The following is a 23,388-nucleotide window of genomic DNA, read 5'->3' on the forward strand; positions in this document are numbered from 1 at the left end:
GGCGGGCTCCTTCCCGTCTGTGTTTCAAGGCTTCAGGCAGCGCCCCAGGAAGGCTTCGGCCACACGGTAGCGATGCAGGGCATCGGCGCCGGACAGGCCATGCTTGGCACCCGGGTAGGTCATCAGCTCGAACGGCTGGCCGCGCTTCTGCAGCGCGCTCATCAAGCTGGTCGAATTGGTGAACAGCACGTTGTCGTCCGCCATGCCGTGGATCAGCAGCAACGGCGAGCGCAGCCCATCGATGTGGGTCAGCACGCGCGCTTCACGGTAACCGGCGTCGTTGCGCGCCGGCAGGTCCATGTAGCGCTCGGTGTAATGGCTGTCGTACAGGCCCCAGTCGGTGACCGGGGCACCGGCCACGCCGCAGGCGTACTGGTTCGACGCCTTGGCCAGCAGCATCAGGGTCATGTAACCGCCGTTGGACCAGCCCTGCACGCCGATGCGCGCCGGGTCCACCCACGGCTGCTGCTTGAGCCAGGCCACGCCGCGCAGCTGGTCGGTCACTTCCACCGTGCCCTGCTTCCCGTACAGCGCACCACCGAAGTCGCGGCCGCGGCGCGGGGTGCCGCGGTTGTCCAGCGAGAACACGACGTAGCCCTGCTGGGCCAGGTACTGGTTGAACAGATGGTCGCCACGGCCGGGCCAGCTGTCGGTGACAGTCTGGCTGGCCGGGCCGCCATAGACATACACCGCCACCGGGTAGCGCCTGGACGGATCGAAGCCGGCCGGCTTGATCAGGCTGTAGTGCAGCGGCGTCTTGCCGTCGGCGGCGGTGAGCGTGCCGAACTCGACCGGGCGCTGCGCGTCGCGGTAGCGCGCATACGGGTGCTTGGGATCGGCCAGGTTGTTTTCCACCAGTGTGGCGATCTTCTCGCCGTTGGCGCGGAACAGCTCGATCTGCGGCGGCGTGGTGCTGTTGGACCAGCTGTCCACATAGACGCTGGCATTGCGGGCGAACGTGGCGCTGTGCATGCCCGGCGCCTTCGACAGGCGCTGCGGCTCACCGCCCTGCAGCGATACCGCGTAGATCTGGCTTTCGCGCGGGCTTTCGATGCCGGCACGGAAGTAGGCCTTGCCGGCCGTCTCATCCACCGCCAGCAGCTCGTCCACCGGCCAGTTGCCGTGGGTCAGCGCGGTGGTCTTGCCGTTGCTGTCGATGCGGTACAGGTGCTGGAAGCCGGTGCGCTCGGACGACCACAGTACGCTGCCGTCTTCAAGGAAGCGCAGGCTGTTGTGCAGCGGCACCCAGGTCGGGCTGGTTTCGTGGGCGAGTACGCGCTGGCGGTTGGAGTCGAGTGCCACTTCCACCAGGTCCAGCTGCTTCTGGTCGCGCGACTGGCGCTGGAAGCTCAGGTGCTGCGCATCGCGCCAATCGACGCGGGCCAGGTAGATGTCCTGTTCCTTGCCCAGGTCGATCCAGCGCGGCTGCGCCTCGGCGGCCGGTGCGATCACGCCCAGCTGCACGCGCACATTGGCGTCACCGGCGGCCGGGTAACGCTGTTCGATCACATCGGTGCGGTCGGCGTAGACCTCGTAGCGCTTCTGCACCGGCACCGGTGCCTCGTCGATGCGCGCGAACGCGATGGCCGAATCGTCCGGTGCCCACCAGTAACCGGTGTGGCGGTCCATCTCTTCATCGGCGACGAACTCGGCCACGCCGTTGCCGATGGTGGTGCTGCCGTCGCGGGTCAGCTGCAGCTGCTTTCCACTGGCCAGGTCGATCACCCACAGGTTGCGGCCGCGGATGAAGCTGACGAAGCCGCCCTTGGGCGACAGCTTGGCGTCGGTGGCGAAGCCCTCACCGTGGGTCAGCTGGCGCACGGCCGCCGCCCCCTGCTGCTTCAGGTCGTACAGGTACAGCTCGCCGCCCAACGGGAACAGCAGGCGCTGTGCGTCCGGCGACCACTGGTAATCGACAATGCCGGTCATCGCGGCGATGCGCTGGCGCTCGCGGCGCGCCTTTTCCTCATCGCTGAGGGTCTCGGTGCCGGGCAGCACCACCTTGGAATCAACCAGCAACCGGGTCTGGCCACTGCCGATGTCGTAGGTCCACAGATCCAGCTGGTTGCGATCGCTGTCCTTGCCGCGCAGGAAACTGACCTGCGAACCGTCCGGCGCCACCTTGGGCTTCATCAGGGTCGGGCCGGACAGCGGCAGCGGGCCGGTGATGGCCTCCAGGGTCAGCTTTTCGGCGTGGGCGGCGGTACTGGTGGCGAGCATGAGGGCAAGCGAAGCGAACAGGTGGCGCATGGAGGATCCCGGCAAACGGCAGGTCCGCCCGGCGGCGGGCGCGGGGCGGTCGTTCCCCCATCCTAACCAAGCCCGTGCAGGAAGGCAGCATGACCTTCTGCCCATGCTGCGGTGCTGGGGTCAGGGCCCTTTGCGTTGCAAAGGGATCCGACCCCGCGGCGGGTCAGCGCTGGCCGAACAGGTGCTTGCGCTCTTCGTCGCTGAGCGGCTTGCCGGCGTTCGGGTTCACCTGCTGGCGCAGCGCATAGGCGCGCTGGGTGGCCGGGCGCGCGGCGATGGCCTCGTGCCAGCGCTTGAGGTTCGGGAACGCGGCGAAGTCCACCGGCAGCTTGTCGTAGGCGCCGATCCACGGGTAGCTGGCCATGTCGGCGATGGTGTACTCGTCGCCGGCCAGGAAGGCGTGCTGGGCCAGGCGCTTGTCCATCACCCCGTGCAGGCGGCGCACTTCGTTGTCGTAGCGCTCGATGGCATAGGGAATTTTTTCTGGTGCGTACACGTTGAAGTGGCCCATCTGGCCACTCATCGGGCCCAGGCCGGCCATCTGCCAGAACAGCCATTCCAGGGTGGTCACGCGGCCGCGCGGGTCGCTGGGCAGGAAGCGGCCGGTCTTCTCGGCCAGGTACAGCAGGATCGCACCGGACTCGAACACGCTCTGCGGGGCACCGCCATCGGCCGGGGCGTGGTCGACGATGGCCGGCATCTTGTTGTTGGGCGAGATGGCCAGGAACTCTGGCTTGAACTGGTCACCCGAGCCGATGTTGACCGGGTGGATGCGGTACTCCAGGCCGGCTTCCTCCAACAGCAGGGTCACTTTGTGGCCGTTCGGGGTGGGCCAGTAATACAGGTCGATCATGGCGTCGGCTCGGGGTGCGGAAAGGAACCTGAAGTCTAGTGCGTGAGTTGGGTTGGCACCGTCATGGCGGGCCGGTAACCTCGCGGCTCCCCCGAAACGCACTGTCCTTCATGAGCCACAGTCCTCGTCCCCTGTCCCCGTTGTCCACGCTGATCTTCGCCTCGCGCTGGCTGCAGCTGCCGCTGTACCTGGGCCTGATCCTTGCCCAGTGCGTCTACGTGTTCCTGTTCGGCAAGGAACTGTGGCACCTGCTGTCCCACTCGGTGTCGATGGGCGAACAGCAGATCATGCTGATCGTGCTGGGCCTGATCGACGTGGTGATGATCTCCAACCTGCTGGTGATGGTGATCGTCGGCGGCTACGAGACCTTCGTCTCGCGCCTGCGCCTGGAAGGCCACCCGGACCAGCCGGAATGGCTGAGCCACGTCAACGCCAGCGTGCTGAAGGTGAAGCTGGCGATGGCGATCATCGGCATCTCCTCGATCCACCTGCTGAAGACCTTCATTGCCACCAGCGCGCTGAAGGGACTGCCACTGTGCAAGCCGGAACAATGGGCGGCAGCAGTGTCTTCGGCTTCGACCAGCTTCTACAACGCTGGCGTCGATACCTGCACGACCATGACCCAGGAAGGCGTGCTGTGGCAGACCATCATCCACTGCGTGTTCATCCTGTCGGCGATCGGCATCGCCTGGACCGACAAGCTGATGTCCAACGGCCACAGCAAGTCGCACGACAAGGCACACGACCACTGAGGTCGCTGCCGGCCACGACATGATCGCCGCGGCCCCACCCGGCCACCACCCCTTGTGCGGGGCGGTGGCCGGGATGCTAGATTGCATCCTCGCCGTTGCCGGCGGTGGCGTCGGGAAACGCCACCCTGCCGCGCCTGGACCACGGGTCCCGGCCATGCATATCAATGATTTACGTCACGTCGTCTTCTAAAGGGGAGCAGGATGTCGCACGTCTCAACGATCACCGCCGCGCGCCGGTGGCTGCCGGTTGCCTTGGCACTGGCGCTGGCCGCCTGCTCGGGCAAGGAAGAATCCGCAGCACCGGTTCCGGCCGCCGCCCCCACCGCCGCTGCACCGGCCGCACCGGTGGTCGCCGCCAAGGTGCAGTCGATGGGCACCGAGCAGCTGCGTGAGTCGGCCAGCCAGGCCCTGCGCGAGAACCGCATGTACGCGCCGGCCGGCGACAACGCCATCGAGTACTACCTCGCCCTGCGCGACAAGACCCCGGACGACGCCTCGGTGAAGAGCGCGCTGACCGACCTGCTGCCCTACACCCTGATCGCCGCCGAGCAGCACCTGGGGCGCGAGGACTACACCGAAGCGCAGCGGCTGGTGGCGCTGATCGAGAAGGTGGATGCATCCGCGCCGGCCCTGCCGCGCCTGAAGGACGGCCTGGCCAAGGGCGTGCAGAACGCGGCCAAGCGCACCGAGGCCGAAGCCGAGAAGGCCAAGAAGGACGCCGAGGACCGCAGCAAGCAGCAGACAGAACAGCAGCGCCTGGCCGAGCAGCGTGCCAAGGAAGCCGACGCGGCCAAGCAGATCGCTGCGCAGCAGGATGCCGCCCGCCGCGACAACGAGCGCCAGGAAGCCGAGCGCCAGGCCGCCGCGCGCCGCGAAGCCGAACTGAAGCAGCAGCAGGCCGCCGCCCAGCAGGCCAGTGCCGCACGCCAGGCCGCGGCTCCAGCGGCCGCTGCGGCGCCGAACCTGCGCCCGGTCAGCACCCCGGCGCCGCGCTATCCGTCCGAGGCACTGCGTGCAGGCACCTCCGGCGAAGTGCTGGTGGAAATCACCGTCGGCACCGACGGCTCAGTGACCAACGCCCGCGTATTGCGCGCAACACCGTCGCGCGTCTTCGATCGCGAAGCCATGAACGCGGTCAAGCGCTGGCGCTTCGAGCCGGTCAGCGCACCGGTCACCACCCGCCGTACCCTGGTATTCGCCCCGGGCGGCACCTGACCGCAAAAAGGGGACGGAGGGGATTAAGTCGTTTCCGCCCCCGCAATGAGGACACGGCCCGGCATGTCCGGGCCGTGTTCGTTTCAGGAGAGGCTGTCGATCAGGCGTTGCAGTGCCGGATCGCGCGCGGCCAGCACCTGGAACAGGCCCAGCGCATGCAGGCCCGGCAGCAGCCCACGCAGATCTGCTTCGGCGGTGGCGCGGGTGGCGTCATCGCTGGCGGGGTCCTGCCAGTCACGGACGCTGGCGAGGAAGGCGCCGACGCTGCCCTTGCGCACGGTGAGGCCGTTTACCTGTACTTCGTTCTGGTGGTCGGGAAGGATGTCCTGGGGCTGCATCGGGGCGGCTCGTGTTGAAATGGGCGCCCAGTGTGGCGCGCGCGGATCGGCGCTTCTGCCGTATAACTGCCAATGGATATGGCAGATCAGACACCGACCGGCTTGATTGATCCGGCATTGGCGGACGCCGACGACGGCCCCATCGTGCTGGCCGGCCAGCTGCGCGTGCCCGGGAGGCGGCGCACCGCCCGCCACCAACACCGGCGCGGTCAATTGCTGGGCGCCCATCAGGGCCTGTTGCGGATCGAAGCCGGGAATCTGCAGTGGCTGCTTCCGGCCGGGCACGTTGCCTGGATACCGCCGCTGCTGCCCCATGCGCTGCTCGGGGCAGACGGGTTCGATGGCTGGAGCCTGTACGTCCGCGCCGATGCCGGCCTGGATCTGCCCCCGCTGCCCCGTATTTTCCAACCCGATGCGCTGTTGCAGGCGGCGGTGACGCGCGCACTGCGCTGGCCGCATCAGGCACTGGACGCTGCGCAGGCACGCCTGGCCGGCGTCATCGCCGATGAGATCCGTGCCAGCACTCCCTTGCCATTTGCCCTGCCACAGCCGCGGGATCGCCGGTTGTGGCGGATCGCGGCGGCGCTGGCGCGTTCGCCGGACGACCTGCGCAGCGTCCAAGCGTGGGCAGCCGCCAGCGGACTGTCCAGCCGCAGCCTCGCCCGCCGTTGGCAGGCCGAAACAGGCATGACCTTGAGCCAGTGGCGGCAGCGCCTGCGCGTGCTGCTGTCACTGCCACGCCTGCTGGCAGGCGAACCGGTGATCAGCGTCGCCCTGTCGATGGGCTACGACACGCCCAGTTCCTTCATCAACGTGTTCAAGCGCGAGATGGGGGTAACGCCCGCGCGGTACGCAAAAGGGGACGGAGGGGATTAAGTCGCTTCTGACTCCTCCGATACGCCTGCGCGGCATTACCTGATGCCCTACGCCACGGTGCCGATGCCAGGCTGAGGCCCCCTTCGACCTGGGAATCCCATGCCCCGACAAGCGCGCCTGATGCTGGCCGGCCAGGCCTATCACGTGATCCAGCGCGGTGTGAACAAGGGTGCGATCTTTGTCGACGACATCGACCGGCAACTGTTCCTGCATCTGCTGCACAGCGCTTTCCTCAAGCACCGCGTCGCACTGCATGCCTACGTACTGATGGACAACCACATCCACCTGCTGGCCACGCCATCCACGCAGCGTGGGCTGGCCGATGCAATGCGCATGCAGGGCAACAACTATGTGCAGGCTTTCAACCAGCGGCACGGCCGCACCGGTCCCCTGTGGCAGGGCCGCTTCCATTCCTCGATGATCGACAGCGACGCTTACCTGCTCAGCGTATACCGCTACATCGAACGCAATCCCGTTCGCGCCGGCATTGCGGTCAGTGCTGAAGATCATCCGTGGTCCAGCGTGCACGGCAACCTTCAACGACGCGATGACCCCATGCTGACCCCGCATCCCGCATTCAGAGCGTTGGCCGCAACCGCTCGCAACAGGACGACGGTGTATGCGCGATTCCTGCGCGATGTGAATGCGTCCGCCGATCTGCCCGCAATCCGCAGTCATAGCGCCAAACAGCGTCCGTTGGGGGATGCTGCGTTCCTGCGGATGGTAGAGAAGACGCTCGGGCGCCCGGTGGCGATGCGAAGACAAGGCCGCCCGCGCAAGGAGGGGACGGGAGGGGCAGAAACGACTTAATCCCCTCCGTCCCCTTTTTTCGTCCCCTTTTTTGGGGTCAGCCGGAGATGGCCAGGCGCTCGTTGTGGTAGCGGCGCACGGCGGCGAACCACAGCACGGCGGCCAGGCCGAGGCTGGCACCGAGGTAGATCGCCCAGACCGTCGGGGTGATGGTCTCGTGGCGGATCACCTTCAGCAGCATCTGGTTCTGCGACAGGAACGGCACGGCGTACTGCCACATCTCGCTCTTCAGCGGATAGGCCACCAGTGCGTAGCCGGGCAGCATCGGCAGCAGCATCAGCCAGGTCATGTGGCTCTGCGCTTCCTTCATGCTCTTGGCCGCGGCCGACAGGAAGGTCAGCAGCGAGGTACCGATCAGCAGCATCGGCAGCATCACCAGCAGCATCTGCAGCATCGAGCCGACGTTCATGTTGAACTGGCGGCCGATGTTGCCGGGTGCGATCTGCGCGCTCACCTTGAACGCGACCAGGGTCAGCAGCAGCGACACGAAACCGACCACGCAGGCGGCGGCGATCTTGCCGCTGACGATCGCGCTGCGGGAGCCCGGCGTGGCCAGCAGGGGTTCCAGCGACTGCCGCTCGCGCTCGCCGGCGGTGGCGTCCATCACCAGGTAGGCGCCCCCGATGAACGAGGTCAGCGTCAGCAGTACCGGCAGCAGCATCGACAGGATCATGCCGCGCTTGGCTTCGGCACTGGCCAGGTCCTGGCGTGCCACGTCCAGCGGGCGTGCCACCTGTGCATCGATGCCGCGTGCCATCAGGCGCAAGGCACCGACCTGGCCGTTGTAGGTGGCCAGCGCCGCCTCCAGGCGTGCACTGGGTACCTCGGCCGTGCGACGCGTGCTGTCCTTGATCACCTCCACCAGCGCCGGCTTGCCCTCGGCCCAGTCCTTGCCGAAGTCCCCGCTGATGCGCAGCGCCACATCGATATCCTGGCTGCGGATGGCCTCGGCCAGGTCCTTCGGCGCCGGTGCGGCATTGAGGCCCTGTGCGGCGAGGAAGCGCACCAGGTTCGGCGCGTTCTCCGCGCCGATCGTCGGGATCTGCAACGGCTCCTCGATCTGGGTGCGCACCCGGCTCTCGGCCAGCTTGCCCATGCCCAGCAGCAGCACCGGGTACAGCAGCGGCCCGAACAGCAGGGTCAGCAGCAGCGTGCGGCGGTCACGCGACAGGTCGCGCAGTTCCTTGCGCATCACCGTCATCAGGGTCGACATCATGCTCATGCGTGCAGGCCCTCTTCGCTGCCGATCAGTTTCACGAACGCGTCCTCAAGGTTGGCTTCACCGGCCTGCGCACGCAGATCATCGGCGCTGCCCGCGGCCATCACCGTGCCCTTGGCGATGATCACGATGTGGTCACACAACGCGCCCACCTCCTGCATGATGTGGCTGGACAGGATCACGCAGCGACCCTCTTCGCGCAGGCCCAGCAGGAAGCGGCGCAGCGCGCGCGTGGTCATCACGTCCAGGCCGTTGGTCGGTTCGTCGAGGATGACGTTGCGCGGATCGTGCACCAGCGCGCGGGCAATCGCGGTCTTGGTGCGCTGGCCCTGCGAGAAGCCATCGGTCTGCCGGTCGAGGATGTCGCCCATGTCCAGCGCGTGCGACAGCACCTCGATGCGTTCGCGGATGCGCTCGGCCGACAGGCCATGCAGCTCGCCGAAGTAGGCGATGTTCTCGCGCGCGGTCAGACGCTTGTAGACGCCGCGCGCATCGGGCAGTACGCCCAGGTGGCGACGTACCTCCACCGGATTGCCGGCGGCATCGATGCCATCGACGCTGATGCTGCCCTGGTCAGGGGTCATCAGCGTGTAGAGCATGCGCATGGTGGTGGTCTTGCCGGCACCGTTGGGGCCGAGCAGGCCGGTGATCTGCCCATCGCCGGCGCGGAAGCCGACGTTGGCGACCGCCTGGATGCGGCCCGTGCGGGTATCGAAGGCCTTGTGCAGGTTGTCGGCGACGATCATGGTTCCCATCCGTTGAACGAGGTGAACGCCGGCACGTAGCTCAGCGTGTCCAGGCAGCCGGCATCCAGCGCCTTGGCATCGGTCTTGTCGATGAACTGGCCGAGCAGCCGCGGCATGCAGCCGGCGGTCAACGTGCCATGGCCCTGGCCACGGGCGACCAGCGCACGGCCATTGGGCAGGCCCTTGAGCACCTGTGCGGCGTAGCGCGGGGGGGTCACCGGGTCCAGCTCACCGGACAGCAGCAGTGCCGGCACGTCGCTGCGCAGCGGCACGGCATCGGTTGCCGGCGCCGGACGGTGCGGCCACACCGGGCAGGCGGCGAAGAAGGCGCTGGCCACTTCGTTGCCGAACAGCCGCTCGGGGTCCTCGGCCGGCGCGTGGTAGCGCGGCGCATCCTCGCTGCAGATCACCGACCACTGCATGCCGCGGTTGATCTGGAAATCCATGCTGCGGTTCGCGCCGCGCGCCAGCGATGCCAACGGGGCATAACGACCGTGCGCGGCTTCATCCAGCACCAGTGGCAGCAGCGAGGAATACTGCGGCACGTAGGAGAAGGCGAAGGCCAGGCCGACCACGCTGTCCGGCGTCAGGACATCCTGCCGCGGTGCGTTGGTACCCGGGTCGCGATACTCGACCGAGACCGGTGCACGGCGCAGGGTGTCGACCACGCTGCGCAGCTGCGCGCGGGTATCGGTCGGGAAACGCTTGCTGCACGCGGCATCCTTGCGGCACTGCGCCGACTGCAGGGCGATCGCATCCTCGAAGGTGGTCGCGAAGTCGCCACCGACCACCAGCTCGTTCGGTACCACGCCATCGATGACGATGCTGCGGGTGTGCTGCGGATAGGCCCCGGCATAGCGCTGGGCCACGCGGGTACCGTAGGAGCCGCCAACCAGGTTCAGCTGGTCCACACCGAGCGCCGTACGCACCGCATCCAGATCGGCGATCGCCTCGGTGGTGGTGTAGAAGCGCGCATCGGCACGCCCCTGCAGCGATGCGGCGCAGCGCTGGGCGTAGTCGCGCAGCGATGCCTCGGAAGGCGCGGCATCCTCGTCCATCTGCAGCGGCTTGCCATCTGCGCCCAGACAGCTGAGCGGGTTGGAGCCGCCGGTGCCGCGCTGGTCGATCAGGAACACGTCGCGCTGCTTGCGCACCTGGCGCAGTGCGGTATCGACGATGACCGCCACCTCGCTGGCCGCCTGGCCGGGGCCGCCGGCCAGGAAGAACACCGGGTCGGGCTGGCTGGCGCCGCTGCTGCCCGATTCCAGCCAGGCGATGCGCAGGCCGATCCGGCGGCCATCGGGCTGGGCCCGGTTCTCCGGCACCTGCAGGGTGGCGCACTGCGCCTCCACGTTGGCGCTGGCGCCTTCGGTGGACAACGTGCAGGGCTGGAAGTCGATCGTGCCGAAGCGGCGGCTGGGTGCATCGCTGGCGCTTCCGGCGGCGGCCGGCGGCGGTTGGCTGCACCCGGCAAGCATCAGGCTGGCCAGCATCCCGGCCAGCGCGAGGTGGTGTCTTTGCATCGTGCTCGTTTCCCCTGGAGGACGTTCCTGTCGACCACGACGGGCTGCCGCGGAAGATGTGACCCAACTTACACGGGCAGCGCGCCGACGGCGATGGGCAATGACGAATCCGCCGCCGACGGCGCGCAGACCTGGCAGTCCCGCGCTCGGCCTTGGCCCGTGCAGGGCGGCATCGGCGGCGGCCAGCAGCACCCCAAGGGCCAGTGTTCCGGCCCGACGGCGATGCGGGGTCTGAAAACGGCGAGCACGGCGACCGGCGCATGCGCACAATCCGCGGAAAACCCAAGGAGACGCCCATGCACGCGTGGTACCTCGGCGGCATCGACCACCGCCCGTTCCTGCACCTGTTCGAGATGAGCGACAGCGCGCTCGCCACGCTCGGCATCCAGCGTCGCTGGGCCGGCGCCAACGGCGGACATCCCTGCCGGATCAGCCTGAGCGACCCCGCGCCTGGCAGCGAGCTGCTCCTGCTGTCCCACGTCCACCTGCCGCTGCATTCGCCGTACCGCGCCGCCGGCCCGATCTTCGTGCAGCGCGGCGTGACCCGTTGCGTCCTGCCGCCGGGCGAGGTGCCCCCGTATGTGCAGCGCCGGATGATCTCGATGCGTGCCTATGACCACGCCGCGCTGATGTGCGGTGCCCAGGTCTGCGCGGGCACCGAGGTGGCCGACCACCTGGATGCACTGTTTGCCGACCCGTCGGTGGCGTTCGTGCAGCTGCACAACGCGGCGCATGGCTGTTTCTCGTGCCAGGCAGATCGGGTGGGTACCGGGACTGCGTCGCGTGATCTCCATGACGTGATCGATGCCACGCCGGTCACGTGACGTCCAGCGCATCCGTTCAGCCCTGCGTGAAGCCTGCGGGAAGGGCTTCACATGCGCAGTCACGGATCGGCACTGCGATGGTTCCGTCCCCTGCAGTGCGGCTCGATACTCGCCGTGGTGCCGCCGAAAGTCCGCCGCGCAGCGCAGCTCCTGCGGTCACCGTTCCCTTTCGACGACCACAAGGATGCGCCATGTCATTACGATCCACACCGCTGTTGCTGGCCACCTCGTTCGCCGCTGCGGGCCTGTGCCTGGCCGGCAGCGCGTTCGCCCACGGCACGATGACCACGCCGGTCAGCCGCGTCTATGCCTGCTTCCAGGGCAATCCCGAGAACCCGACCAACCCGGCCTGTGCCGCTGCAAAAGCGATTGGCGGTTCACAGGCGTTCTACGACTGGAACGGCATCAACCAGGCCAACGCCAACGGCAACCATCAGGCCGTGGTGCCCGACGGGAAGCTGTGCAGCGGCAACAACCCGACCTTCCGCGGCCTGGACGTGAACCGCAGTGACTGGCAGACCACGCCGATCCAGGCCGATGCCAATGGCAAGTTCACTTTCGTGTTCAAGGCGACCGCACCACACGCCACGCGCGACTGGCGCTTCTTCGTCACCCGCGAAGGCTGGCAGCCGGGAAGCCCGCTGCGCTGGGCCGACCTGCAGGAGTTCTGCACGCTGGGCAATACGCCGCTGTCGGCCGACGGCACCTACAAGCTTCAGTGCACGTTGCCGCAGCGCACCGGCCAGCATGTGATCTACAACACCTGGCAGCGCTCGGATTCGACCGAGGCGTTCTATACCTGCATGGACGTGCGCTTCCAGGGAGGCGGAGGGACCGCACCGGCACCGCAATGGCAGGACGCCGGCCCGGTCACCGCACGCAGTGAGCTGCCGGTTGGCACGACGCTGGCGCTGCGCGTGTTCAACGCCAACGGCAATGACGTCGAACGTGTGGAGGCCACCCTGGCCAGCGGCCAGACCGCACCCGCGCAGTGGCCGTTGGTGCTCGCCCGCAAGGTCAATGCCAGTGCCCAGCACGCGCGCGTGGGCGTGCTTGCCAATGGCGTGATCACGCCGACCGCCTCGGCCACCGACAACCGCGTGTACCTGAAGGACGGCAACCGCTTCCAGCTCGATACCCAGGTGCCCGACCCGGGTACACCGTCACCGGGCGGTGATTTCGACCACGTGTACCCGGCGGGCATCGGCAGCTATGTGCCGGGCCAGACCGTGGTGAAGGGCAGCGACGGCAAGCTGTACGCCTGCCGCCCGTTCCCGGAAGGTGCATGGTGCAACGTCAACGCCGAGGCGTACCGGCCGGGTGTGGGTGCGGCCTGGCGCGATGCATGGATTGCATACTGAGACCGGGTACAGGGAACGGTGGCAGAGCGCCGTTCCCTGCATAGCGTGAGACGCGCCAGCGTGTGAGTGGGAAGCCGTTCCCATATGCAACCACGCGATGCTTTTTTCAACGTAATCCGATGGATGCGGGCGGGCGGGATGTCGAGACTTCGCGGGGTTTCACCACCCACAGGAGATCTCCATGCATCTGTCACACCGGACCGTCATCGCGCTGTCTGTGATCGCAGGCATTGCCACCTCTGGCAGCGCGTTCGCCCACGGCACCCTGTCCAAACCCGCCAGCCGTGTCTATGCCTGTTACCAGGGCAATCCCGAAAATCCGACCAACCCCGCCTGCGCTGCCGCCAAGGCCATCGGTGGTGCGCAACCGTTCTATGACTGGGCCGGGATCAACCAGGCCGAGGCCCATGGCAACCACCAGGCCGTCGTGCCCGATGGCGAGTTGTGCAGCGGCGGCAACAGCAAATACCGCGGCCTGGATCTGAACCGCAGTGACTGGGAGACCTCGCCGATCCGAGCCGACGCCCGTGGCCGCTACACGTTCGAGTTCAAGGCGCCGGCCCCGCATGCCACCCGCGAGTGGAAGTTCTATGTCACCCGCGATGGCTGGCAACCGGGCAGCCCGCTGCGCTGGGCCGACCTGCAGGAATTCTGCACGCTGGGCAACGTGCCGATCTCCGGTGACGTCTACAAGCTGGACTGCCCGCTACCCAAGCGCAGCGGCCAGCACATCATCTACAACACCTGGCAGCGCTCGGATTCGGGCGAGGCGTTCTATACCTGCGCAGACGTGCGCTTCGAGGGGGGCGGTGGTGTGACCCCGCCGCCGCAGTGGCAGGACGCGGGTCCGGTCACTGCCCGTGGTGCGCTGGACGTGGGCACCATCCTGACCCTGCGGGTCTTCAACGCCCAGGGCAACGATCTGGAAAGCCCGCAGATCACCCTTGCCGCCGGCCAGACCGCTGCGAACCAGTGGCCGCTGGCACTGGCCCACAAGGTCAATGGCACTGCGCAGCAGGCGCGCGTGGGGGTGATGAAGAACGGCGTGATCACGCCCGTCGCCTCGGCTACCGGGAACCGCGTCTATCTGAAGCCAGGCCACCTGTTCCAGCTCGATACCCGCGTGCCGGATCCGGTCGATCCGATCGATCCGCCGCCGGCTGACGACTACGACTTCGTATACCCCGCGGGTATCGGCAGCTACACGCCGGGCCAGACCGTGGTGAAGGGCACCGACGGCAAGCTGTATGCCTGCCGCCCGTTCCCGGAAGGCGCCTGGTGCAACATCAATGCAGAGGCCTACCGCCCGGGTACCGGCTCTGCCTGGCGTGATGCCTGGATCGAGTACTGAAGGCAGGGCACCGGGGGCGGCGTGGGGTCGCCTCCGGTTTCCAGGGTTGCCGGCCAGCGGCCGGCACTACCGGGGTTCATGCGGTTGCCGGCCAGCGGCCGGCACTACCGGGGTTCATGCGGTTGCCGGCCAGCGGCCGGCACTACCGGGGTTCGTGCGGTTGCCGGCCAGCGGCCGGCACTACCAGGTTCGTGGGGTTGCCGGCCAGCGGCCGGCGCCAGCCGGACCTATTTGCTGCTGACGTACTTCTCGCGGCGGATCTGCGGGTTGCCCAGGCCGGCGGCCTTCAGCAGCTCGGCGCAGGCATCGACCATGTCCGGGTTGCCGCACAGGTAGGCGATGTCCGTGGCCGGGTCCGGCGTGAAACCGGCCAGCGCCTGCTGCACGTAACCGTGCTGCACGTCCGGATGCGGATCGGCGGGTAGTTCGCGCGACAGGCATGGAACATAGCGGAAGTTCGGGTGTTTTTCGGCGAAGCTGTAGAAATCCTCGCTGTACAGCAGCTCGCCCGGGCTGCGCGCGCCCTGCAGCAGCACGATCTGCGCACCACGTTCGGCCATGGCCTTTTCCAGCAGCGGCAGCATCGAGCGGTACGGGGTAACGCCGGTACCGGTGGCGATCAGCAGGTAGCGGGCATTGTGGTCACCGGGATTCAGGCAGAAGCGGCCGTAGGGGCCGGATGCACTGATCTGGCCGCCGTGCTCCAGCGCCTCGAACAGCGCGGTGGCGGCGCCACCGGGCACGAAGCTGACCGCGATATCCACCGCCTCGCCCGGGCCCAGTGCGTGGTCGTGAATGGTCGCCAGCGAGTAGCTGCGCTTGGTTTCGGTGCCATCGGCGTAGCTGAAATGGACCTGGATGAACTGGCCGGGCTGGAAATCCAGCGGCTGCCCATCGTCACGCACGAACTGGTAGTGGCCGACGGTCGGGGCCAGCATGCGGCGGCCGACCAGCTTGAGGGGGAATTGAACAGGCACGACTTTTCGGGACAGTGTGTGGCCGGGGCAAGCCCTCGGGGTCTTCTATAATAGCCCCTCCCCGCCCCTCTCCAGCGCCAGCCCATGGGCGCGAAGGCTTCGAGCTTGGCATCCCAGAACGATACGGCGCCCGCCCTGCGCGTGCGCGACCTGCGCAAGACCTACGACAACGGCACCCAGGCCCTGAAGGGGGTTTCCCTGGAAGTGGCCCCGGGCGACTTCTTCGCCCTGCTGGGCCCCAACGGTGCCGGCAAGTCGACCCTGATCGGCATCATCAGCTCCCTGGTCAACCTCAGCGAGGGCCAGGTGGAAGTGTTCGGCAGCGACCTGGTGCGCAACCGCAGCGCCACCATGCGCCTGATCGGGCTGGTGCCGCAGGAAATCAACTTCAACCTGTTCGAAAAGCCCTTCGACATCCTGGTGAACTACGCCGGCTTCTACGGCGTGCCGCGCGAGGAAGCGGAGCAGCGCGCCGAAGAGGAACTGAAGCGGGCCCACCTGTGGGAAAAGGCGCAGGTGATGAGCCGCACGCTGTCCGGCGGCATGAAGCGCCGGCTGATGATCGCCCGCGCAATGATGACCCGCCCACGCCTGCTGATCCTGGATGAGCCGACCGCCGGCGTGGACATCGAGATCCGCCGCGACATGTGGCGCGTGCTGAAGGAGATCAACGCTGCCGGCACCACGATCATCCTCACCACGCACTATCTGGAAGAAGCCGAGTACCTGTGCCGCCACCTGGCGATCATCAACCATGGCCAGATCGTCGAGCAGGGGCCGATGCGCACCCTGCTGGCCAAGCTGGACGTGGAGGGCTTCCTGCTGGACATCGACGGTGACCTGCCGGCGCAGCTGCCGGTGATCGAGGGCGCGACCCTGACCGCGCCGGACCCGCACACGCTGGACATCGACATGCCGCGCGCAATGGACCTCAACCGCGTGTTCGCCACGCTCAACGAGGCCGGTATCCGCGTGCGTTCGATGCGTACCAAGAGCAACCGCCTGGAGGAGCTGTTCGTGCGCCTCACCGGCAACCTGGAGAAGCCTGCATGAGCACCACCGAGCTGACCGACGGCCAGCGCAACCGCATCGCACTGATGACCATCGTGCGCCGCGAAGTCGCCCGCATCATGCGCATCTGGGGCCAGACCCTGGTGCCGCCGGCGATCACCATGACCCTGTACTTCCTGATCTTCGGCAACCTGATCGGATCGCGCGTGGGTGACATGGGCGGCTACACGTACATGCAGTTCATCGTGCCGGGCCTGGTGATGATGAGCGTGATCCAGAACAGCTACGGCAACATCAGTTCCTCGTTCTTCGGTGCCAAGTTCGGCCGCCACGTGGAAGAGCTGCTGGTCAGCCCGATGCCGAACTGGGTGATCCTGTGGGGCTACGTGGCCGGCGCCGTGCTGCGCGGCCTGATGGTGGGCGTGATCGTGCTGATCATCGCGATGTTCTTCACCCCGGTGCGCATTCCGCACCCGCTGGTGATGCTGACCACGGTGATCCTGGGCGCGACGATCTTCTCGCTGGCCGGTTTCATCAATGCGGTGTATGCGAAGAAGTTCGACGACGTGGCGATCGTGCCGACCTTCATCCTGACCCCGCTGACCTACCTGGGTGGCGTGTTCTATTCGGTGAAGCTGCTGCCGGGCTGGGCCGAAGCGGCCACGCACGCGAACCCGATCTTCTACATGGTCAATGCGTTCCGCTATGGCCTGCTGGGCAGCAGCGATGTGCCGCTGCCGGTGGCCTATGGGTTGATGATCGGCTTCGTGGTGGCGCTGACGGCGCTGGCGTTGTGGCTGCTGCGCCGTGGCGTGGGCATGCGCAGCTAAGGGTGGCCTGCAGGGCTTGCGGCCCTGCACCCGCCGAATCAACGTCAACTTCAACGTCAACTTCAACGGCAACGGCAACGGCAACGGCAACGGCAAAAGCTGACTATCCGGGGGATGGCAAATTCCGGCGATCTGCCGGGATGTCGTTCTCCGCTGCTGCTGGTAGGTGTCGACCTTGGTCGACACGATGGATCGACGCCATGCGTGGATGGAGCTTTCACGGCAAAGCCGATGTTCCGCTTTTCTCGTCCGGGATTGCGGCTAGGCTGTGGCGATGAAGATCACTTCCATTGCGCTGGACAAAGCCGTGTCGGACGGCCCCATCGATGCCTTCAGCCATGCGTTGCTGCGCGATTCACCCACGCTGGATGAGGTGCTGGAATACCTCGCCTCGCGGCACGCGGCTGATCCCCGGTATCGCTACCTGTGCACGCTCGATGATGCCGGCCAGTGCCGCTACACCAGCATGCACGCATCAGACGACGCGCGCATCGCGCTCTACGAGGACGAAGACCCGGCAACCCCCGACGATGCGTTGGCGGCACGCGGGCGGTTGCTGGCGCATGTGGTCGCGCAGCTTGAGCATTCGACGCATCGGCTGGAATGGAGCACGCTGGCGGGCACGCTGATGTGCAATGACGCGGACATCGAGGCATTGGTCGCGGCCAATGCCGCACCGGATCTCATCGTCGACGAGGTGGTCTGCGTACAACAGGTGCCCGTGGATCGTGACGACCTGCTGATCGCCGCCCTGCCCAACGGCTACTTCAGCGCGGACTGGAACATCTTCCAGAACCACGCCCTGATCCGGCACCTGCAAGAGCATTACGACTACCGCCTGTTCGGGCTTGGCGCATCGTGGCTGGGCTTCCAGCGTGACAGCGCGCCGTCGCCTGCGGAAGCGGACGCTCTGGTCGCGGACCTGCAGCGCGTCTACGCTGCCGGAACGCACGACACCTGGTCACAACTGGCTGCAACGCTGTCCTCCCGCACCACGCTTCTATTGGGATACACCGAAGGCTTCAGCGAACAGCTGCCCTGAGCGCGGTTCTACACGCGCTCGCGCAGCGAGCGACCCGCTTCCGCTCCTGATCTGTTTTCCGTGGTGGCCGCACCCGGCCAACCCCGCTGAACCGTGCTTTCCGCGAACCACCACGAGGGGCACCGCCGTTGGCCGCGATCTCCGGCACAATCGAAATCCTGATTCCCCAGAACACGGTGAACGTGCAATGCGCATCCTGATCCTCGGCGCCGGCGGTACCGGCGGTTACTTCGGTGGTCGCCTGGCCCAGGCCGGTGTGGACGTGACCTTCCTCGTGCGCCCCGCGCGCGCCGCCCAGCTGGATCGCGACGGCCTGGTCATCCGCAGCCCGCTCGGCGATGCCAGCTTCCCCGTGCAGCATGTCACCGCTGATGCACTGCCCGCATTGGCCGCGCAGAAGCCGTTCGACCTGGTCATCCTCAGCTGCAAGGCCTACGACCTGGACAGCTCGATCGACGCCATTGCCCCGGCCGTGGGCGCAGGCACCACCGTGCTGCCGATCCTCAACGGCCTGCATCACTACAACGCACTGGACGCGCGCTTCGGCCGCGACGCCGTGCTTGGCGGCCTGTGCTTCATCAGCGCCACCAAGGCCCCCGACGGTGCGGTGCTGCACCTGGGCAAACCGGCCAAGCTCACCTTCGGCGAGCGCGACGGCGGCCTGGCTTCGACGCGCGTGCGCGCCTTCGCTGCGGTCTGCGCGCAGGCCCATCTTGATCACCTGGCCAGCGAACACATCGGCCAGGAACAATGGATCAAGTACACCTTCCTGACCGCGCTGGCGGCGGCGACCTGCCTGCTGCGCGCCGACATCGGCACCATCGTTGCCACCGATGATGGCGAGGCGATCGTGCGCGGCCTGTACGACGAATGCCTGGCCGTGGCCGAAGCCGCCGGTGAACCGGTTCCCGAGGCCGCGCAGGACACCGCGCGCGGCACCCTGACCCAGGCCGGCTCGGCACTGAAGGCATCGATGCTGCGTGACCTGGAAGCCGGCCAACAGGTGGAGGCCGAACAGATCGTCGGCGACATGCTGGCCCGCGCGCGCAAGGCCGACCAGGAAGCCCTGCTGCTGCAGGTCGCCTACAGCAGCCTGCAGGCCTACCAGGCACTGCGCGGCGCGTGAGCTTCATCTCTGCCGCCAGTGCATTGCCCTCGCGGGTGCTGATCCTCGGGCTGGGCTGGAGTGGCGGTGCGATGGCCCGACATCTGCAGGCATTGGGCGCACACGTCGCCGGCACGGTACGCGATCCCGCATCGGCACCACGCGATGGTCTGCGTCGCCATCCGCTGGGTGCCGATGCCACGCCATCGCCCGCCCTGCTCGATGAGATCGCGCAGGCCGAGGCCGTACTGTGCAGTGTGCCACCCGACGCCGATGGCGATCCTGCACTGCGCCTGCTGTTGCCCGCGCTGCGGGCCAGCCCGGCATTGCGCTGGGTGGGCTATCTGTCGTCCACCTCGGTGTATGCCGACCGCGCCGGCGGCTGGGTCGACGAGCGCAGCGCAGCCGATGCCACTGAAGCAGCCGGCGTGCAGCGCCTGCGGGCCGAAGCGCAATGGCGTGCGCTTGCAGGAGAACGCGGCATCGCATCGGCAGTGTTCCGCCTGCCCGGCCTGTACGGGCCGGGGCGCAATGCGCTGCTGCAGCTGGCGCAGGGACGTGCCCGCCACGTAGTGCGTCCCGGGCTGCTATTCAACCGGCTGCACGTGGATGACCTGGTGACGGTCGTTATCGCGTCGATGCAGCGGCCGTGCGTGGATGGCCTGTATCTGCCGGCCGATGACGAGCCGGCACCGCCGCAGGAGGTACTGGCCTTCGCCGCGCAGCTGGGCGGGTTTGCGATGCCACCTGCCGTGGCATGGGACGACCCTGCACTCAGCCCGACCCTGCGACGCTTCTACCAGAGCAACAAGCGCATCGACAGCCGTGGCACGCGTGAAGCACTGGCGTGGGCGCCGCGGTTCCCCAGCTACCGTGAGGGCCTGCGCGACCTGCTCCGGTAGTGCCGGCCGCTGGCCGGCACTACCATCAACCTGCGCCGGGCAGGCGGAAGAACGTACGCGTCGCGGCGGTTGCATTCGCGGCGGTAACTGCCACGTCCTCGCCACGGTCACGCGCCAGTTCTTCCACGATGTGCGAGAGAAACATCGGTTCGTTGCGGCGGTCCTTCGGCATCGGCTTCAGCGTGCGCGGCAGCAGGTACGGTGCGTCGGTCTCGATCATCAGGCGGTTGGCCGGGATGTTCTTCACCAGTTCGCGCAGGTGCGCGCCACGGCGCTCGTCGCACAGCCAGCCGGTGATGCCGATGTACCAGTCCTGGTCCAGGTAGTCGAACAGCTCGTCACGCTCACCGGTGAAGCAATGCACCACCGCCGGGCCGATGCGGCCTTCGAAGTTCTTCATCTGTGCCATGAAATCGGCATGCGCATCGCGCTGGTGCAGGAACAGGGGCTTGCCATTGTCCGCGGCCAGCTGCAGCTGGCGCTCGAACGCGCGGTGCTGGGCCGGGCGCGGCGAGAAATCGCGGAAGTAGTCCAGCCCGCACTCCCCCACCGCCACTACTTCCGGGTGGGCATGCAGCGCGCGCATTTCGGCATCGCATTCCTCGGTGTATTCCACCGCGTGGTGCGGGTGCACGCCGGCGGTGGCGTACAGGAAGCCGGGGTGCTGCTGGGCCAACTGCAGGGCCAGTGGCGAGTGCTCGCGGCTGGCACCGGTGATGACCATCTGCACCACGCCGGCCTGGCGCGCGCGGTCCAGCACGGCATCGCGGTCGCGGTCGAAGGAGTCGTGGGTCAGGTTGGCGCCGATATCGATCAGGTGCATGGTCATCGCGGGGGAAAAGTGCCCGCGCATTGTACCTGCGCCTGCCGTGGCCCCTTATCCTTTGCATATGAACGCCCCGCTCTTCCCGATTTCCCCGCTGCTGCCGCAGATCCAGCAGCAGCTGGCCGTGCAACCACGGCTGGTGCTGGAGGCCCCGCCCGGTGCCGGCAAGACCACCCAGGTGCCGCTGGCGCTGCTCGACGCGCCGTGGCTGCAGGGCCGCAAGATCATTCTGCTGGAACCACGCCGGGTCGCCGCGCGCAGCGCGGCGCTGTTCATGGCACGGCAGCTGGGTGAGGAGGTCGGCGGCACGGTCGGCTACCGCATCCGCTTCGAGAACAAGGTATCCGCGCGCACCCGCATCGAGGTGGTCACCGAGGGCATCCTGACCCGGATGCTGCAGGACGACCCGATGCTGGAAACCGTCGGCGCGATCCTGTTCGATGAATTCCACGAGCGCCATCTCAGTGGGGATCTGGGCCTGGCGCTGGCGCTGGACGTGCAGGCGCAGCTGCGCGACGACCTGCGCCTGGTGGTGATGTCGGCCACGCTGGACGGCGAGCGGCTGGCACGCTTCCTCGATGCGCCGCGGCTGAGCAGCGAGGGCCGCAGTTATCCGGTGGCGATCAGCCACTTCCCGGCGCGCCGCGATGAAGCCCTGGAACTGCAGGTGCGCCGCGCGGTGCAGCAGGCGCTGGCCGAGCACCCCGGTGACCTGCTGGTGTTCCTGCCCGGCCAGCGCGAGATCGCGCGCGTCCAGGCCGGCCTGCAGGAGTCACTCGATGGCAACGTCGAGGTGCTGGCGCTGCATGGTGAACTGCCGGTGGAACAACAGGCGCGCGTGTTGCAGGCCGCCAGCGATGGCCGCCGTCGCGTGGTGCTGGCGACCAACGTGGCCGAGTCGTCGGTGACCCTGCCCGGCGTGCGCGTGGTGATCGACAGCGGCCAGGCGCGCGAGCCGCGCTACGACCCCAACAGCGGCTTCACCCGGCTGGACGTGGTGGCCATCGCGCAGGCGTCGGCCGACCAGCGCGCGGGCCGTGCCGGTCGGGTGGCCGAGGGCGTGGCCTGGCGGCTGTGGCCGCAGTCGCAGCGGCTGGAGCCGCAGCGCCGCGCGGAGATCGACCAGGTGGAACTGGCCGGACTGGCGCTGGAACTGGCCGCGTGGGGCAGCAGCGACCTGCGCTTCCTCGACCCGCCACCGGCCGGCCCGATGGGTGCGGCGCGCGAGCTGCTGCAACGCCTGGGTGCACTGTCGGACTCGGGCGCGATCACCGCACTCGGGCGCCGTGTACTGGCGCTGGGTACGCACCCGCGGATGGCGGCGATGCTGCTGGCAGCGCCCGATGCCCGCGCGCAGGCGCTGGCCGCCGATCTGGCCGCCCTGCTGGAAGCGCGCGACCCGCTGCGCCAGGGCGGTGACGCGCTGGCGGCCCGCTGGCGCGCACTGGCCGCGTTCCGCACTGGCCGCGCGCCGGGCGATGCCAACCGCAGCGGGCTGGCCGCCATTGATGCCGCCGCCAAGCAGTGGCGTCGCCGCCTGCGCTGCGAGGCTACGCCGCCGGCCAGCATCGAGGCGCACGAACTGGGCGATCTGCTTGCACACGCCTTTCCCGACCGGATCGGTTTCCAGCATCCCGGCGATCCGCTGCGCTACCTGCTGGCCAATGGCCGCAGCGCGCGCCTGCACGAACTGAGTGACCTGCGCGGTGAGCCGTGGCTGGTGGCCAGCGAACTGCGCTTCGAGGCGCGCGATGCGCTGCTGCTGCGTGCCGCACCGGTGGATGAAGGCCAGCTGCGCAAGGCATGGCCGGAGCGCTTCGTCACCGAAGACGTGGTGCGCTGGGACAGCGAGCGACGCGCCCTGGTGGCGCTGCGCGAGACCCGTTTCGACCGGATCGTGCTGGACAGCCGCTCGGCCGGCCGGGTCGATCCGCAGCACGCCGCGCAGGCGCTGACCGATGCGGTGGCCGAGCTCGGCCTGCAGGCGCTGCCGTGGACCGAGGGCCTGCGCCAGTGGCAGGCACGGGTGGAATCGCTGCGGCGCTGGATGCCCGAGCTCGGCCTGCCCGACTGCAGCGACGATGCCCTGCTGGCCACGCGCGCACAATGGCTGCAGCCCGCGTTCGCCGGCAGGACGCGACTGGATGCGCTGGATGAATCCAGCTTCGGCGAGGCGCTGAAATCGCCACTGGAGTGGTCACAACGGCAGTTGGTCGAGCGTCATGCGCCGACCCGCATCACCGTGCCGTCCGGACTGGAGCGGCCGATCACCTATGCGCTGGACAGCGAGAGCGGCGATCCGCTGCCGCCGGTGCTGGCGGTGAAGCTGCAGGAACTGTTCGGCCTGGCCGACACGCCGCGCATCGCCGATGGCCGCGTGCCGCTGACCCTGCACCTGCTCTCCCCCGGCGGCCGCCCGCTGCAGGTCACCCAGGATCTGCGCAACTTCTGGGAAAGCACCTACGCCGAAGTGAAAAAGGAGATGAAGGGCCGTTACCCGCGCCACCCATGGCCGGATGATCCGTGGACGGCGACGGCCACGCACCGGGCCAAGCCGCGCGGAACCTGATTGGTAGT

21 protein-coding genes are annotated in these 23,388 nt (G+C 67.9%); 13 read left to right on the forward strand and 8 right to left on the reverse strand.

Annotation, left to right across the window (positions count from 1 at the left end):
* Window positions 1-24 precede the first annotated feature (24 nt).
* Entirely contained in the window at window positions 25-2,250 is a 2,226-nt protein-coding gene (locus tag QP609_RS19935) for a S9 family peptidase (RefSeq protein WP_164077006.1), read from the reverse strand.
* A gap of 163 nt (window positions 2,251-2,413) precedes the next feature.
* Window positions 2,414-3,103 (reverse strand): glutathione binding-like protein, encoded by a 690-nt coding sequence (locus QP609_RS19940; RefSeq protein WP_014648797.1) that lies wholly within the window; start codon window positions 3,101-3,103, stop codon window positions 2,414-2,416.
* Window positions 3,104-3,213: 110 nt separating this feature from the next.
* Between QP609_RS19940 and QP609_RS19945 the strand changes: the two genes are divergently transcribed.
* Both QP609_RS19945 and QP609_RS19950 read left to right on the forward strand, forming a co-directional pair.
* A complete protein-coding gene (locus QP609_RS19945; protein WP_197621503.1) occupies window positions 3,214-3,855 on the forward strand; it encodes a TIGR00645 family protein in 642 nt (213 codons plus the stop codon).
* A gap of 201 nt (window positions 3,856-4,056) precedes the next feature.
* Window positions 4,057-5,070 carry an energy transducer TonB gene (locus QP609_RS19950; RefSeq protein WP_053495956.1) on the forward strand — a complete coding sequence of 338 codons (1,014 nt, stop codon included), beginning with the start codon at window positions 4,057-4,059 and terminating at the stop codon, window positions 5,068-5,070.
* Window positions 5,071-5,153: 83 nt separating this feature from the next.
* On the opposite strand, the gene QP609_RS19955 is transcribed toward QP609_RS19950, so the two are convergent.
* Window positions 5,154-5,408, reverse strand: coding sequence for a hypothetical protein (locus QP609_RS19955; protein ID WP_049442042.1), 255 nt, complete (start codon window positions 5,406-5,408; stop codon window positions 5,154-5,156).
* A gap of 78 nt (window positions 5,409-5,486) precedes the next feature.
* Between QP609_RS19955 and QP609_RS19960 the strand changes: the two genes are divergently transcribed.
* Window positions 5,487-6,284, forward strand: a complete 798-nt coding sequence (locus QP609_RS19960) for a helix-turn-helix transcriptional regulator (RefSeq protein WP_197621506.1) — start codon at window positions 5,487-5,489, stop codon at window positions 6,282-6,284.
* A gap of 99 nt (window positions 6,285-6,383) precedes the next feature.
* Complete coding sequence (locus QP609_RS19965) at window positions 6,384-7,094, forward strand: transposase (protein WP_014648802.1); 711 nt, start codon at window positions 6,384-6,386, stop codon at window positions 7,092-7,094.
* Between the two features lie 37 nt (window positions 7,095-7,131).
* Here QP609_RS19965 and QP609_RS19970 read toward each other — a convergent pair whose 3' ends face one another.
* The 3 genes from QP609_RS19970 to QP609_RS19980 are packed head-to-tail and all read right to left on the reverse strand — an operon-like array spanning window position 7,132 to window position 10,582.
* Complete coding sequence (locus QP609_RS19970) at window positions 7,132-8,316, reverse strand: ABC transporter permease (protein ID WP_289213833.1); 1,185 nt, start codon at window positions 8,314-8,316, stop codon at window positions 7,132-7,134.
* Window positions 8,313-9,059, reverse strand: coding sequence for an ATP-binding cassette domain-containing protein (locus QP609_RS19975; RefSeq protein ID WP_046433110.1), 747 nt, complete (start codon window positions 9,057-9,059; stop codon window positions 8,313-8,315). The genes QP609_RS19970 and QP609_RS19975 overlap by 4 nt, the downstream gene beginning before the upstream one ends.
* On the reverse strand, window positions 9,056-10,582 hold the full coding sequence (locus QP609_RS19980; protein WP_046433112.1) for an alpha/beta hydrolase: 1,527 nt from the start codon (window positions 10,580-10,582) through the stop codon (window positions 9,056-9,058). The genes QP609_RS19975 and QP609_RS19980 overlap by 4 nt, the downstream gene beginning before the upstream one ends.
* Before the next feature lie 296 nt (window positions 10,583-10,878).
* Between QP609_RS19980 and QP609_RS19985 the strand changes: the two genes are divergently transcribed.
* The 3 genes from QP609_RS19985 (at window position 10,879) to QP609_RS19995 (ending at window position 14,118) form a co-directional block, all read left to right on the forward strand.
* The gene (locus QP609_RS19985; RefSeq protein ID WP_041863955.1) at window positions 10,879-11,406 is read left to right on the forward strand and encodes a DUF1203 domain-containing protein; all 528 of its coding nucleotides are present in this window, start codon (window positions 10,879-10,881) and stop codon (window positions 11,404-11,406) included.
* A 191-nt stretch (window positions 11,407-11,597) separates the two neighbouring features.
* On the forward strand, window positions 11,598-12,767 hold the full coding sequence (locus QP609_RS19990; protein ID WP_046433117.1) for a lytic polysaccharide monooxygenase: 1,170 nt from the start codon (window positions 11,598-11,600) through the stop codon (window positions 12,765-12,767).
* 181 nt (window positions 12,768-12,948) lie between these two features.
* The gene (locus QP609_RS19995; protein WP_197621502.1) at window positions 12,949-14,118 is read left to right on the forward strand and encodes a lytic polysaccharide monooxygenase; all 1,170 of its coding nucleotides are present in this window, start codon (window positions 12,949-12,951) and stop codon (window positions 14,116-14,118) included.
* 227 nt (window positions 14,119-14,345) lie between these two features.
* On the opposite strand, the gene QP609_RS20000 is transcribed toward QP609_RS19995, so the two are convergent.
* Window positions 14,346-15,095 (reverse strand): ferredoxin--NADP reductase, encoded by a 750-nt coding sequence (locus tag QP609_RS20000; protein ID WP_014648809.1) that lies wholly within the window; start codon window positions 15,093-15,095, stop codon window positions 14,346-14,348.
* Window positions 15,096-15,179: 84 nt separating this feature from the next.
* On the opposite strand from QP609_RS20000, the gene QP609_RS20005 reads away from it, so the two are divergent.
* The 5 genes from QP609_RS20005 to QP609_RS20025 all read left to right on the forward strand — a co-directional run bounded on the left by QP609_RS20005 (window position 15,180) and on the right by QP609_RS20025 (window position 19,985).
* Complete coding sequence (locus QP609_RS20005) at window positions 15,180-16,148, forward strand: ABC transporter ATP-binding protein (RefSeq protein ID WP_005411567.1); 969 nt, start codon at window positions 15,180-15,182, stop codon at window positions 16,146-16,148.
* On the forward strand, window positions 16,145-16,936 hold the full coding sequence (locus tag QP609_RS20010; protein WP_014038898.1) for an ABC transporter permease: 792 nt from the start codon (window positions 16,145-16,147) through the stop codon (window positions 16,934-16,936). The genes QP609_RS20005 and QP609_RS20010 overlap by 4 nt, the downstream gene beginning before the upstream one ends.
* A 274-nt stretch (window positions 16,937-17,210) precedes the next feature.
* Window positions 17,211-17,978 carry a hypothetical protein gene (locus QP609_RS20015; protein ID WP_197621501.1) on the forward strand — a complete coding sequence of 256 codons (768 nt, stop codon included), beginning with the start codon at window positions 17,211-17,213 and terminating at the stop codon, window positions 17,976-17,978.
* A gap of 187 nt (window positions 17,979-18,165) precedes the next feature.
* Window positions 18,166-19,104 (forward strand): 2-dehydropantoate 2-reductase, encoded by a 939-nt coding sequence (gene panE, locus QP609_RS20020; protein ID WP_053496507.1) that lies wholly within the window; start codon window positions 18,166-18,168, stop codon window positions 19,102-19,104.
* A gap of 71 nt (window positions 19,105-19,175) precedes the next feature.
* Complete coding sequence (locus QP609_RS20025; RefSeq protein ID WP_262093735.1) at window positions 19,176-19,985, forward strand: epimerase; 810 nt, start codon at window positions 19,176-19,178, stop codon at window positions 19,983-19,985.
* A 25-nt stretch (window positions 19,986-20,010) separates the two neighbouring features.
* Here the strand turns inward: QP609_RS20025 and QP609_RS20030 are convergent, their stop codons facing one another.
* Window positions 20,011-20,808, reverse strand: coding sequence for a TatD family hydrolase (locus tag QP609_RS20030; protein ID WP_046433165.1), 798 nt, complete (start codon window positions 20,806-20,808; stop codon window positions 20,011-20,013).
* Between the two features lie 67 nt (window positions 20,809-20,875).
* On the opposite strand from QP609_RS20030, the gene hrpB reads away from it, so the two are divergent.
* The gene (gene hrpB / locus QP609_RS20035; protein ID WP_046433145.1) at window positions 20,876-23,380 is read left to right on the forward strand and encodes an ATP-dependent helicase HrpB; all 2,505 of its coding nucleotides are present in this window, start codon (window positions 20,876-20,878) and stop codon (window positions 23,378-23,380) included.
* Window positions 23,381-23,388 lie beyond the last annotated feature (8 nt).

It is taken from the genome of Stenotrophomonas sp. 8(2023), assembly GCF_030345295.1.
Taxonomy (GTDB): Bacteria; Pseudomonadota; Gammaproteobacteria; order Xanthomonadales; family Xanthomonadaceae; genus Stenotrophomonas; species Stenotrophomonas muris.

Coding starts and splice junctions, on each gene's coding strand:
- panE (WP_053496507.1), top strand. CDS start 18,166: ATGCGCATCCTGATCCTCGGCGCCGGCGGTACCGGCGGTTACTTCGGT.
- QP609_RS19995 (WP_197621502.1), top strand. CDS start 12,949: ATGCATCTGTCACACCGGACCGTCATCGCGCTGTCTGTGATCGCAGGC.
- QP609_RS19990 (WP_046433117.1), top strand. CDS start 11,598: ATGTCATTACGATCCACACCGCTGTTGCTGGCCACCTCGTTCGCCGCT.
- QP609_RS20010 (WP_014038898.1), top strand. CDS start 16,145: ATGAGCACCACCGAGCTGACCGACGGCCAGCGCAACCGCATCGCACTG.
- QP609_RS19955 (WP_049442042.1), bottom strand. CDS start 5,408: ATGCAGCCCCAGGACATCCTTCCCGACCACCAGAACGAAGTACAGGTA.
- QP609_RS19935 (WP_164077006.1), bottom strand. CDS start 2,250: ATGCGCCACCTGTTCGCTTCGCTTGCCCTCATGCTCGCCACCAGTACC.
- QP609_RS19985 (WP_041863955.1), top strand. CDS start 10,879: ATGCACGCGTGGTACCTCGGCGGCATCGACCACCGCCCGTTCCTGCAC.
- QP609_RS20005 (WP_005411567.1), top strand. CDS start 15,180: ATGGGCGCGAAGGCTTCGAGCTTGGCATCCCAGAACGATACGGCGCCC.
- QP609_RS19950 (WP_053495956.1), top strand. CDS start 4,057: ATGTCGCACGTCTCAACGATCACCGCCGCGCGCCGGTGGCTGCCGGTT.
- QP609_RS20015 (WP_197621501.1), top strand. CDS start 17,211: ATGAAGATCACTTCCATTGCGCTGGACAAAGCCGTGTCGGACGGCCCC.
- QP609_RS20030 (WP_046433165.1), bottom strand. CDS start 20,808: ATGCACCTGATCGATATCGGCGCCAACCTGACCCACGACTCCTTCGAC.
- QP609_RS19940 (WP_014648797.1), bottom strand. CDS start 3,103: ATGATCGACCTGTATTACTGGCCCACCCCGAACGGCCACAAAGTGACC.
- hrpB (WP_046433145.1), top strand. CDS start 20,876: ATGAACGCCCCGCTCTTCCCGATTTCCCCGCTGCTGCCGCAGATCCAG.
- QP609_RS19960 (WP_197621506.1), top strand. CDS start 5,487: ATGGCAGATCAGACACCGACCGGCTTGATTGATCCGGCATTGGCGGAC.
- QP609_RS20025 (WP_262093735.1), top strand. CDS start 19,176: ATGGCCCGACATCTGCAGGCATTGGGCGCACACGTCGCCGGCACGGTA.
- QP609_RS19965 (WP_014648802.1), top strand. CDS start 6,384: ATGCCCCGACAAGCGCGCCTGATGCTGGCCGGCCAGGCCTATCACGTG.
- QP609_RS19970 (WP_289213833.1), bottom strand. CDS start 8,316: ATGAGCATGATGTCGACCCTGATGACGGTGATGCGCAAGGAACTGCGC.
- QP609_RS19945 (WP_197621503.1), top strand. CDS start 3,214: ATGAGCCACAGTCCTCGTCCCCTGTCCCCGTTGTCCACGCTGATCTTC.
- QP609_RS19980 (WP_046433112.1), bottom strand. CDS start 10,582: ATGCAAAGACACCACCTCGCGCTGGCCGGGATGCTGGCCAGCCTGATG.
- QP609_RS19975 (WP_046433110.1), bottom strand. CDS start 9,059: ATGATCGTCGCCGACAACCTGCACAAGGCCTTCGATACCCGCACGGGC.